The following is an 11,445-nucleotide window of genomic DNA, read 5'->3' on the forward strand; positions in this document are numbered from 1 at the left end:
GAGCCCGAAGACGCATGCCGCAGACAAAACACCATTTACCCGACGCGCTGTACAGCGCCGCACAGGTCCGGGCGCTCGACGCGCGGCTGATTGCGGCCGGGACAACGGGCTTCGAATTGATGCATCGGGCTGCTCGCGCCACGTGGCGGGCGTTGGTCCGGCACTGGCCGACGGCCACTGAACTCAGCGTGTTGGCGGGCCACGGCAATAACGCCGGGGACGGTTATCTGGTGGCAGTACTGGCCCTGCGAGCCGGCTGGCCGGTGCGGGTGCTGGCGGTGACTGAACCGTCGCGCTTGCAAGGCGATGCAGCGCTGGCGTATGCCGAGTCGCTGGCCGCCGGGGTTGTCGTCGAGGCCTGGTCGCCCGCGATCGAGCTGCGTGGCGTGGTGCTGGATGCGCTGCTGGGCACCGGTCTGAACGGTGAGGTGCGTGAACCTTATGTCGCCGCAATTGAGGCGATCAATGCCTGTGGCCTGCCCGTTGCGGCGGTGGATATCCCATCGGGGCTGTGCGCCGATACCGGGCGAGTCCTCGGCGTTGCGGTTCGGGCCGATCTCACCGTGACCTACATCGGCCTCAAGCTTGGGCTGTTCACCGGCGATGCGGCGGATCAGGTGGGAGAGTTGCAGTTCAACGATCTGCAAGCCGACCCGAAGATCGTCGCCGAAAGTGCCGTCAGCGCTTATCGCCTGAACCCCGGCAATCTGCCGCGCCTGGCTATTCGGGCGCCGAGCGCTCACAAAGGCCGATTCGGTCACGTTTTGCTGATCGGTGGTGATCGTGGTTTCGGCGGCGCCATCCTCTTGAGCGCCCAAAGTGCCCTGCGCAGCGGCGCGGGCATGGTGTCTCTGGCCACCCGCGGCGAGCATATTCCGGCCGCATTGGCGCGGATTCCCGAGGTCATGGTCCTGGGCACTCACTCGGCCAACCAGCTGATGGGCTCGCTCGGGCAAGCCAGTGTGGTGGTGGTCGGACCGGGTCTGGGTAAGGCCGCGTGGGGTCGCAGCTTGTTGTCGGCAGCGGCCAATGCCCCGTTGCCGCAGGTTTGGGACGCCGATGCGCTGAATCTGCTGAGCCTGGGTGATGTGCGTCTGCCGAAGGATTGCGTGATCACTCCGCATCCAGGGGAGGCGGCGCGGTTATTGGGGATTTCCACAGCCGAGGTTCAAGCCGATCGCCCTGCTGCGGCCCATGCATTGAGCAAAAAATACACAGCCACCGTCATTCTCAAAGGCGCTGGCAGCCTGATTGCCAGTCCCGATGGTCGTTTGGCGCTGTGCCATCAAGGTCATCCGGCCATGGCTAGCGCAGGTCTGGGGGATGTACTGGCCGGACTGGTCGGTGCCTTGCTGGCTCAGGGCCTGAACGCGTTTGATGCGGCTTGCCTGGCGGTCTGGCTGCACGCCAACGCCGGTGAACGTGAAGGTAAATCTGGCCGGGGGCTGGCGGCCAGTGATCTGATTCCCGCCATTCGTCAGTTGCTGGAGGAGCAAGCACCGTGTCTGAAGTAACCCTGTATCTGGCCAATGAAGACGCCATGGTGGTGTTGGGCAACCGTATCGCTCAAGTGACCCAAGGGCATGGCATCATCTTTCTGGACGGTGACCTGGGGGCGGGCAAAACCACCCTGTCGCGGGGCATTATTCGTGGTTTGGGGCATGTTGGGGCGGTAAAAAGTCCGACCTTCACCTTGGTCGAACCCTACGAGATCGGTGACACCCGCGCCTTCCACTTCGACCTTTATCGACTGGTCGATCCAGAGGAGCTGGAGTTTCTTGGTATTCGTGACTACCTCGAAGACGATGCATTGTGCCTGATCGAGTGGCCCCAGAAGGGTGCAGGCTTTTTGCCAAAGCCCGACCTGACCATTACCATTAGCCCGCATAACAGCGGACGTTCGCTGAATCTGTCGCCCCAGGGTTTGCGTGGCGAGTCTTGGTGTGCCGCTTTGGCATTGGAATTCAAATAAATGATGGGGTTAGGTATGCGCTTTCGCGCGTTGGTTGCTGTCGTAGGAATGCTGCTTACGGCACTGGCCGTCGACGCTGTGGCCGCGACAAAGGTCAACAGTGTTCGCCTGTGGCGGGCACCGGATAACACGCGACTGGTGTTCGACCTGTCTGGTCCGGTCCAGCACAGCGTCTTTACCCTGACGTCCCCGGATCGTCTGGTGATCGACATCAATGGCGCAGTCCTTGGTGCGCCGCTGAATGTTTCCACCGCCAATACTCCGATTACCGCCATGCGTTCGGCTCAGCGCACGCCGACCGACCTGCGGGTAGTCATCGACCTGAAAAAAGCCGTTACCCCGAAAAGCTTCGTGCTGGCGCCGAATGCGCAGTACGGCAACCGACTGGTGGTCGACCTGTTTGACAACGCCGCCGATGCCGCGCCACCGCCTGCGCCGACCCCAACTCCGACCGTTGCCACCGTGCCTGCGGTGCCGGTGGCTCCGGTTGAGCCGGCGATCAAGCTGCCGCCTGCTCCGGCCGGCAAGCGCGACATCATCGTGGTCATCGATGCCGGTCACGGCGGTGAAGACCCGGGCGCTTCCGGTTCCCGTGGTCAGCACGAGAAAGACGTAGTGCTGGCCATCGCCCGCGAACTGCAGCGCCAGGTCAACGGCATGAAAGGCTTCCGTGCCGAGCTGACCCGTACCGGCGACTACTTCATTCCATTGCGTGGCCGTACCGAGATCGCCCGCAAGAAGGGCGCCGACCTGTTCGTCTCGATCCACGCCGACGCGGCGCCATCGGCTGCAGCGTTCGGTGCATCGGTGTTCGCCTTGTCCGAACGTGGCGCGACGTCCGAGACTGCGCGTTGGCTGGCCGACAGCGAAAACCGTTCCGACCTGATCGGCGGTGCCGGCAACGTCAGCCTCGACGACAAGGACAAGATGCTCGCCGGCGTACTGCTTGATCTGTCGATGACCGCGTCGCTGACCTCCAGCCTCAACGTCGGCCAGAAGGTCTTGAGCAACATTGGCCGGGTCACGTCGTTGCACAAGCAGCGCGTCGAGCAGGCGGGGTTCATGGTACTGAAGTCGCCGGATATTCCATCGATCCTGGTGGAAACCGGATTTATCTCCAACGCCAACGAAGCCTCGAAACTCGCCGCGTCCGGCCATCAGCAAGCGCTGGCCCGTTCGATCAGCGCGGGTGTGCGCCAGTTCTTCCAGCAGAATCCGCCACCGGACACCTACATTGCCTGGCTGCGTGATTCCGGCAAGATTGCCCAAGGTCCGCGTGACCATACGGTGCGTCCGGGTGAAACCCTGGCGATGATCGCGGTGCGTTATCAGGTCTCGCCTGCGACCCTGCGCAGCGCCAACAACCTGCAATCCGACGAACTGAAAATCGGCCAGCACCTGAACATCCCGGGCACCGAACTGGCGGCCAAGGAATGAACGACGCGGTGAACAACGCAGCGCGTATCGAGCTGCTCAGCCCGCGACTGGCGAACCAGATTGCCGCCGGTGAGGTGGTTGAGCGCCCGGCTTCGGTGATCAAGGAGCTGCTGGAAAACAGCCTCGACTCCGGCGCCAGGCGGATCGACGTCGATGTCGAGCAGGGCGGCGTCAAGCTGCTGCGGGTTCGCGACGATGGTAGCGGGATTTCCTCCGATGATTTGCCGCTGGCGCTGGCGCGACATGCCACCAGCAAGATTCGCAATCTCGAAGATCTCGAGCAGGTCATGAGCCTCGGGTTTCGCGGTGAAGCACTCGCATCGATAAGCTCCGTGGCGCGTCTGACCCTGACGTCCCGCACCCGGGATGCCGATCAGGCCTGGCAGGTCGAGACCGAAGGCCGGGACATGGCGCCTCGCGTTCAACCAGCGGCCCATCCGGTGGGTACCTCGGTTGAAGTTCGCGACTTGTTCTTCAACACCCCGGCGCGCCGCAAGTTTCTCAAGACCGAAAAAACCGAATTCGATCACCTGCAAGAAGTGATCAAGCGTCTGGCTCTGGCGCGCTTCGACGTGGCGTTCCATCTGCGCCACAACGGCAAGACCATCCTCAGCCTGCACGAAGCCCATGACGACGCGGCTCGCGCCCGGCGTGTGGCGGCGATCTGCGGTGCAGGCTTCCTGGAGCAGGCGCTGCCGATCGAGATCGAGCGCAATGGTCTTCATCTGTGGGGTTGGGTCGGGTTGCCGACCTTTAACCGCAGCCAGGCGGACTTGCAGTATTTCTTTGTGAACGGCCGTGCCGTGCGCGACAAGCTGGTGGCCCACGCGGTGCGCCAGGCGTATCGCGACGTGCTGTTCAACGGTCGGCACCCGACGTTCGTACTGTTTTTCGAAGTCGATCCGGCGGGCGTCGACGTCAACGTGCACCCGACCAAGCACGAAGTGCGCTTCCGTGATGGGCGCATGGTCCATGACTTCCTCTACGGCACCTTGCACCGCGCCTTGGGCGACGTGCGTCCGGAAGACCATTTGGCCGCGCCTGTCGCGACGGCCGTGGTCAGGCCGACTGGCATCGAAGCCGGTGAGTTCGGCCCGCAAGGTGAAATGCGTCTGGCGGCCAATGCGCTGCTGGAGCAGCCGCAGGCTCAACCGACCTTCAATGCGCCAGGTTCGGGCGCGGGTGCCGGTTATCAGTACCAATACACGCCGCGCCCGCAGTCGGGCGTGCCGGTGGCCGAAGCGCAGGCTGCCTATCGTGAGTTTTTTGCTCCATTGCCTGAAGCGAATGCCACAGCACTGCCTGACGGCCAGGGCGATATCCCGCCGCTGGGGTATGCGCTGGCACAACTCAAGGGCATCTACATTCTTTCGGAAAACGCCCAAGGGCTGGTGCTGGTGGACATGCACGCCGCTCATGAGCGGATCATGTACGAGCGCCTGAAAGTCGCGATGGCCAGCGAGGGCCTGAGCGGCCAGCCGCTGCTGGTGCCGGAGTCGATTGCGGTCAGTCAGCGTGAAGCCGATTGCGCCGAAGAGCACGTCAGCTGGTTCCAGCGCCTGGGCTTTGAACTTCAGCGTCTGGGCCCGGAAACCCTGGCGATCCGGCAGATCCCGGCCTTGCTCAAGCAGGCCGAGGCCAATCGTCTGGTCCACGACGTACTGGCGGACCTGATGGAATACGGCACCAGTGACCGGATTCAGGCACACCTGAACGAACTGCTCGGCACCATGGCCTGCCATGGCGCTATCCGCGCCAACCGGCGCCTGGCCTTGCCGGAAATGAACGGTCTGCTGCGGGACATGGAAAATACCGAACGCAGCGGTCAATGCAACCATGGCCGACCGACCTGGACCCAATTGGGCCTGGACGATCTGGACAAACTGTTCTTGCGCGGTCGTTGATGAGCCAGCTCCCTCCAGCGATATTCCTGATGGGCCCGACCGCTGCGGGCAAGACTGATCTCGCTATCGAGCTGACCAAGGTCCTGCCCTGCGAGCTGATCAGTGTCGACTCGGCGCTGGTGTATCGCGGTATGGATATCGGCACCGCCAAGCCATCGAAGGCGCTGTTGGCCGAGTTTCCTCATCGGTTGATCGACATTCTTGACCCGCTCGAGGCCTATTCGGCGGCTGATTTTCGCCGGGACGCCCTGGAGGCCATGGCCGAGATCACTGCGCGCGGCAATATTCCGCTGCTGGTCGGCGGCACAATGCTCTATTACAAGGCTTTGCTCGAAGGTCTGGCAGACATGCCAGCGGCCGATCCGCAGGTCCGCGCGCAAATCGAGGAAGAGGCTGCACGTCTTGGCTGGCAAGCCCTGCACGATCAGTTGGCGGTGATTGATCCGGTGTCGGCGGCGCGAATCCACCCCAACGACCCGCAGCGACTCAGTCGGGCATTGGAAGTTTATCGGGTCAGCGGTCAGAGCATGACCGAACTGCGCGCGCGACAATCTGCGCAAAGTACTGAAGCAGGCGCTTCGGGTCGTCAACAATTGCCCTATACTGTCGCGAACTTGGCTATCGCTCCGGCGAACCGTCAGGTACTGCATGAGCGTATTAAACAAAGATTCACACAAATGTTGGAACAGGGATTCATTGACGAGGTCGTAGCCCTGCGTAAAAGAAGTGACCTGCATGCAGGGTTGCCGTCTATACGCGCTGTAGGCTACCGACAAGTCTGGGATTACCTGGATGGCAAGCTGACGTCAGCCGAGATGCAGGAGCGTGGGATCATTGCCACGCGCCAATTGGCGAAGCGCCAGTTCACCTGGCTACGCAGTTGGGCTGATTTACATTGGTTGGACAGCCTCGATTGCGACAATCTGCCACGCGCCTTGAAATACCTGGGAACGGTCTCCATATTGAGCTGAGTCCTTGCAATTGCCGTCTATCCTTGGGGGTGTGACGGCCTAAGCCATTTTTTTACCTATTTTTATTATTGAATCCTTAAAGGAGTGCGGCACATGTCAAAAGGGCATTCGCTACAAGACCCTTACTTGAATACATTGCGTAAAGAGAAAGTTGGGGTTTCCATCTATCTGGTCAACGGGATCAAACTGCAAGGCACGATCGAGTCGTTCGACCAGTTCGTTATCCTGCTGAAAAATACCGTCAGCCAGATGGTTTACAAACACGCTATCTCTACAGTGGTGCCAGTTCGTCCAATTCGTCTGCCTAGCGCAACCGAATCCGAACAAGCTGACGCTGAGCCAGGTAACGCCTGATAGGAGTCTCCTTTGTTCTTTGAGCGCCACGGTGGTGGTGAGCGAACCATTCTCGTTCACTTGGATGGTCAGGACCCTGAGGCGCGCGAAGATCCGCAGGAGTTTCAGGAGTTGGCAATTTCGGCCGGCGCCGAGACCGTCGCGTTTGTTAACGTGCCGCGTCATCGGCCAACCGCCAAATACCTGATTGGCAGTGGCAAGGTCGAGGAATTACGCGACCAGGTCAAAGCCGAGAAGGTCGATCTGGTGATTTTCAATTCCGTCCTCACGCCCAGTCAGGAACGTAACCTCGAACGTGTTTTCGAGTGTCGCGTGATTGACCGTACGGGCCTGATTCTCGATATCTTCGCCCAACGCGCCCGCACCCATGAAGGCAAGCTCCAGGTCGAATTGGCCCAGCTTGATTACATGAGTACGCGGCTGGTTCGCGGCTGGACTCACCTTGAGCGGCAGAAAGGCGGTATAGGTCTGCGCGGCCCGGGTGAAACCCAGCTGGAAACCGACCGGCGTCTTCTGCGGGTTCGCCTGCGGCAGATCAAGGGTCGTCTGGAAAAGGTCCGCAGCCAGCGTGACCAGGCTCGTCGTGGCCGTAAGCGTGCGGATATCCCTTCGGTTTCGCTGGTGGGCTATACCAACGCCGGCAAGTCGACGCTGTTCAACTCGGTCACCGATTCCGATGTGTTTGCGGCGGACCAGTTATTCGCCACCCTCGACCCGACCTTGCGCCGACTCGAACTCGCCGACCTCGGTCCGATCGTGCTGGCCGACACCGTGGGTTTCATTCGTCACTTGCCGCACAAGCTGGTCGAGGCATTTCGGGCTACGCTCGAAGAGTCGAGCAACTCTGACCTGCTGCTGCATGTGATCGATGCCCATGAGCCGGAACGTATGGCTCAGATCGAACAGGTCATGCTGGTGCTCGGCGAGATCGGTGCACAAGACTTGCCGATCCTGGAGGTCTATAACAAACTCGATTTGCTCGAGGGCGTAGAGCCGCAGATCCAGCGTGATGCCGACGGCAAGCCGCAGCGGGTCTGGTTGTCGGCGCGTGACGGTCAGGGTTTGGATCTGCTCAAACAGGCTATTGCGGAGTTGCTGGGCGACGATTTGTTCGTCGGCACCTTGCGCTTGCCGCAGCGTTTTGCTCGACTGCGTGCGCAGTTCTTTGCGCTCGGCGCCGTACAGAAAGAAGAACACGACGAAGAAGGCATCTGTTTGCTGGCCGTTCGTTTGCCGCGAGTCGAACTCAATCGACTGGTGAGCCGCGAGGGAATGCAGCCGTTGGAATTCATCGAGCAACACACTTTGCAATAAAAGCCTGAAAAAGCGGTTGTGCCGCTGTGGCAGGCATTCTGTAGCATTGGTCGGCGCGCCGTGGGTGCGTCTTTGCTTTATCAGATGGAGAGCGCTATGGCTTGGAATGAGCCGGGTGGCAACTCGAATAATCAGGATCCTTGGGGTGGTAAGCGCCGCAATAATGGCGACCGCAAGGGGCCACCAGATCTCGACGAGGCCTTCCGAAAGCTGCAGGAAAGCCTGAATGGGTTGTTCGGTGGTGGTAAGAAACGCGGTGACGATGGCGGTGGTTCGGGCAGGGGCGGCGGTTACGGCCTGCTCGGCATCGGCCTTGTCGTGCTGGCGGCTGTCTGGCTGTACAGCGCGGTGTATGTAGTCGACGAGCAGGAGCAGGCCGTGGTGCTGCGCTTCGGCAAGTACTACGAAACCGTCGGCCCGGGTCTGAATATCTACTTCCCGCCGATCGATCGCAAGTACATGGAAAACGTCACGCGTGAGCGTGCCTACACCAAGCAGGGTCAAATGCTCACTGAAGACGAAAACATCGTCGAAGTGCCGCTGACCGTGCAGTACAAGATCACCAATCTGCAGGATTTCGTGCTGAACGTCGATCAGCCGGAAATCAGTCTGCAACACGCGACCGAGAGCGCCTTGCGCCATGTGGTGGGTTCCACCGCCATGGACCAGGTGCTGACTGAAGGTCGTGAATTGATGGCCAGCGAAATCAAGGAGCGCCTGCAACGCTTCCTCGATACCTATCGCACCGGTATCACCGTCACTCAGGTCAACGTTCAGAGCGCAGCGGCACCGCGTGAAGTCCAGGAAGCCTTCGATGACGTGATCCGCGCTCGTGAAGATGAGCAGCGTTCGCGCAACCAGGCGGAAACCTATGCCAACGGCGTCGTGCCGGAAGCCCGTGGTCAGGCCCAGCGCATCATTGAAGATGCCAACGGTTACCGCGACGAAACGGTATCGCGCGCCAAGGGTGAGGCAGATCGCTTTACCAAACTGGTCGCCGAATATCGCAAGGCGCCGGAAGTCACTCGTCAGCGTCTGTACCTGGACACGATGCAGGAAGTCTTCAGCAATACCAGCAAGGTTCTCGTGACCGGCAACAAGAATGGCCAGAACAATCTGCTGTACTTGCCGCTGGACAAGATGATCGACAGTGGTCGTAGTGGTGCGGCGCCGGTAACCAGCGCGGCCGCGACCAGCAATGAAGGGCATACGCGTTCGGCAACTGATCTGCAGCAGCCAGCACGTACCAGGGAGAGTCGCTGATGAGCAATAAATCGCTGATCGCCCTTATTGTCGGCGTCGTCGTGGCGATCGCTGCCTGGAACTGCTTCTACATCGTGGCTCAGACCGAGCGTGCGGTGTTGCTGCAGTTCGGTCGCGTGGTTCAGGCCGATGTTCAGCCGGGCCTGCATGTGAAAGTGCCTTACGTTAACCAGGTGCGTAAATTCGACGCACGCCTGATGACGCTGGACGCACCGACACAGCGTTTCCTGACGCTGGAAAAGAAAGCCGTCATGGTTGATGCCTACGCCAAGTGGCGCGTCAAGGATGCCGAGCGTTTCTACACCGCGACCTCCGGCCTCAAGCAGATTGCTGATGAACGCCTCTCGCGTCGTCTGGAATCTGGCCTGCGTGACCAGTTTGGTAAGCGCACCCTGCACGAGGTGGTTTCCGGTGAGCGTGACGCGCTGATGGCGGACATCACTGCTTCGCTGAACAAGATGGCGGAAAAAGAGCTGGGCATCGAAGTTGTCGATGTTCGGGTCAAGGCCATCGATCTGCCGAAGGAAGTGAACCGCAGCGTGTTCGAGCGCATGAGCACCGAGCGTGAGCGTGAAGCGCGCGAGCACCGTGCCAAGGGTAACGAGCTGGCAGAAGGCATCCGTGCCGACGCCGATCGTCAGCGCCGCGTACTGCTGGCTGAAGCCTATCGTGAATCTGAAGAGGTTCGCGGTGACGGTGATGCCCAGGCCGCTGCGATCTACTCCAAGGCCTACGGCCAGGACCAGGAGTTTTACGGTTTCTACCGTAGCCTGCGTGCCTATCGTGAAAGCTTCGCGAACAAAACCGACGTCATGGTTCTGGACCCAAGCAGCGACTTCTTCCGTTATCTGGAAAAAGCCAAACCTTGATCCAACACTGATCTCAAGGAACCCCGCCGGGCGGCTAAAGCCTCTCGCGGGGTGATCCTTTGGGAAAACGTGTGTATGATGCGGCAGCCGGGAAATTCCCGGCTTTTTTGCGTCTGCACGTTTGATTGCGGTTTTTTATTGCAAGACTCGGGTTGAACGACTCGACAGGTTTTTCGAGGAAAGTGTTTGGCGAGGCCGATTCCAGGCCGATCGCCGCGTCGTCCATGCGCGCGACTTATGCGTATGGGTCGGACATTTTCTGCTTCACTCAAGGCCAGCCCGAGGGCTGGCCGCCCGGATCATAGGGGAATGGCGTAATGGCAACGGTAGACCGCTGGCTGCTGCCAGATGGCATCGAAGAAGTACTGCCACCAGAGGCGGCGCGCATTGAAGTTGCGCGTCGTCAGGTGTTGGATCTGTTCCAGAGCTGGGGTTACGAGTTCGTCGTGACCCCGCATATCGAGTACCTGGAATCCCTGCTGACTGGCGCGGGCCAGGACCTCGATCTGCGGACCTTCAAGGTCATCGACCCGCAGTCGGGTCGGCAGATGGGTTTCCGTGCCGACATTACGCCGCAAGTGGCGCGCATCGATGCGCACACCTTGCGTCACGAAGGTCCGAGCCGTCTGTGCTACGCCGGCAGTGTGCTGCATGCGCAGCCGCGGGCGTTGTCGACCTCGCGCAGCCCGATTCAGCTGGGCGCCGAGTTGTACGGCGATGCCAGCCCGAGCAGCGACGTGGAAGTCATCAGCCTGATGCTGGCCATGCTGCAACTGGCCGACGTGCCGGATGTGCACATGGACCTCGGTCATGTCGGCATCTACCGTGGCCTGGCGCGTGCCGCCGGTTTGTCCGGTGAAGTCGAGCAACAGTTGTTCGATGCCCTGCAACGCAAGGCCATCGATGAGGTCATTATCTTGACCGAAGGCCTGCCCGCCGATTTGTCGGGCATGTTGCGGGCGCTGGTTGATCTGTGTGGCGGCCGTGAAGTGCTGGCTGCCGCTCGTGAACGTCTGGCCAATGCACCGGCGCCTGTTCTGACGGCGCTGGATGACTTGCTGGCGATTGCCGAGCGTTTGTCCGTGCGTTTCCCGGAACTTGCGCTGTACTTCGATCTGGGCGAGTTGCGCGGTTACCACTACCACACCGGTGTGGTGTTCGCAGTGTTTGTACCGGGTGTTGGCCAGTCCATCGCTCAGGGCGGTCGTTACGACGACATCGGCGCCGATTTCGGTCGCGCCCGTCCGGCCACTGGCTTCTCTACCGATTTGAAAACCCTGGTGACCCTGGGGCGTGCTGAAATCGAGCTACCGTCTGGCGGTATCTGGATGCCTGACAGTACGGATGCAGCACTCTGGCAG

General features: G+C 60.7%; 10 protein-coding genes. All 10 read left to right on the plus strand.

Features of this window, described 5'->3' with window-relative positions; translation table 11 throughout:
- Window positions 1–14: 14 nt before the first annotated feature.
- Window positions 15–1,514 (plus strand): NAD(P)H-hydrate dehydratase, encoded by a 1,500-nt coding sequence (locus ACIPIN_RS18810; RefSeq protein ID WP_401120858.1) that lies wholly within the window; start codon window positions 15–17, stop codon window positions 1,512–1,514.
- Complete coding sequence (gene tsaE, locus ACIPIN_RS18815; protein WP_401120860.1) at window positions 1,502–1,972, plus strand: tRNA (adenosine(37)-N6)-threonylcarbamoyltransferase complex ATPase subunit type 1 TsaE; 471 nt, start codon at window positions 1,502–1,504, stop codon at window positions 1,970–1,972. Before ACIPIN_RS18810 ends, tsaE begins: the two co-directional genes overlap by 13 nt.
- Window positions 1,973–3,409, plus strand: a complete 1,437-nt coding sequence (locus tag ACIPIN_RS18820) for an N-acetylmuramoyl-L-alanine amidase (protein ID WP_401120862.1) — start codon at window positions 1,973–1,975, stop codon at window positions 3,407–3,409.
- 8 nt (window positions 3,410–3,417) lie between these two features.
- On the plus strand, window positions 3,418–5,313 hold the full coding sequence (gene mutL, locus ACIPIN_RS18825; RefSeq protein WP_401120873.1) for a DNA mismatch repair endonuclease MutL: 1,896 nt from the start codon (window positions 3,418–3,420) through the stop codon (window positions 5,311–5,313).
- On the plus strand, window positions 5,313–6,284 hold the full coding sequence (gene miaA / locus ACIPIN_RS18830; RefSeq protein WP_401120863.1) for a tRNA (adenosine(37)-N6)-dimethylallyltransferase MiaA: 972 nt from the start codon (window positions 5,313–5,315) through the stop codon (window positions 6,282–6,284). Before mutL ends, miaA begins: the two co-directional genes overlap by 1 nt.
- A gap of 93 nt (window positions 6,285–6,377) precedes the next feature.
- Window positions 6,378–6,638: an RNA chaperone Hfq gene (hfq, locus tag ACIPIN_RS18835; RefSeq protein ID WP_019691505.1), complete on the plus strand. Its 261-nt coding sequence runs from the start codon at window positions 6,378–6,380 to the stop codon at window positions 6,636–6,638.
- 12 nt (window positions 6,639–6,650) lie between these two features.
- A complete protein-coding gene (gene hflX, locus ACIPIN_RS18840; protein WP_401120865.1) occupies window positions 6,651–7,952 on the plus strand; it encodes a ribosome rescue GTPase HflX in 1,302 nt (433 codons plus the stop codon).
- 96 nt (window positions 7,953–8,048) lie between these two features.
- Window positions 8,049–9,215, plus strand: a complete 1,167-nt coding sequence (gene hflK / locus ACIPIN_RS18845; protein ID WP_401120866.1) for an FtsH protease activity modulator HflK — start codon at window positions 8,049–8,051, stop codon at window positions 9,213–9,215.
- Entirely contained in the window at window positions 9,215–10,084 is an 870-nt protein-coding gene (hflC, locus tag ACIPIN_RS18850; RefSeq protein WP_401120868.1) for a protease modulator HflC, read from the plus strand. Before hflK ends, hflC begins: the two co-directional genes overlap by 1 nt.
- A gap of 317 nt (window positions 10,085–10,401) precedes the next feature.
- The coding region (locus ACIPIN_RS18855) for an ATP phosphoribosyltransferase regulatory subunit (protein WP_401120869.1) at window positions 10,402–11,445 on the plus strand (1,044 nt) is incomplete at its 3' end.

Origin of the sequence: Pseudomonas sp. NPDC087697 (assembly GCF_044743155.1) — a bacterium.
In the GTDB taxonomy this organism is placed as follows: Bacteria; Pseudomonadota; Gammaproteobacteria; order Pseudomonadales; family Pseudomonadaceae; genus Aquipseudomonas.

What these genes read in the sequence shown, in the direction of transcription:
- ACIPIN_RS18820 (WP_401120862.1), top strand. Translation starts at nt 1,973, where the DNA reads ATGATGGGGTTAGGTATGCGCTTTCGCGCGTTGGTTGCTGTCGTAGGA.
- hflK (WP_401120866.1), top strand. Translation starts at nt 8,049, where the DNA reads ATGGCTTGGAATGAGCCGGGTGGCAACTCGAATAATCAGGATCCTTGG.
- hflC (WP_401120868.1), top strand. Translation starts at nt 9,215, where the DNA reads ATGAGCAATAAATCGCTGATCGCCCTTATTGTCGGCGTCGTCGTGGCG.
- ACIPIN_RS18810 (WP_401120858.1), top strand. Translation starts at nt 15, where the DNA reads ATGCCGCAGACAAAACACCATTTACCCGACGCGCTGTACAGCGCCGCA.
- miaA (WP_401120863.1), top strand. Translation starts at nt 5,313, where the DNA reads ATGAGCCAGCTCCCTCCAGCGATATTCCTGATGGGCCCGACCGCTGCG.
- hfq (WP_019691505.1), top strand. Translation starts at nt 6,378, where the DNA reads ATGTCAAAAGGGCATTCGCTACAAGACCCTTACTTGAATACATTGCGT.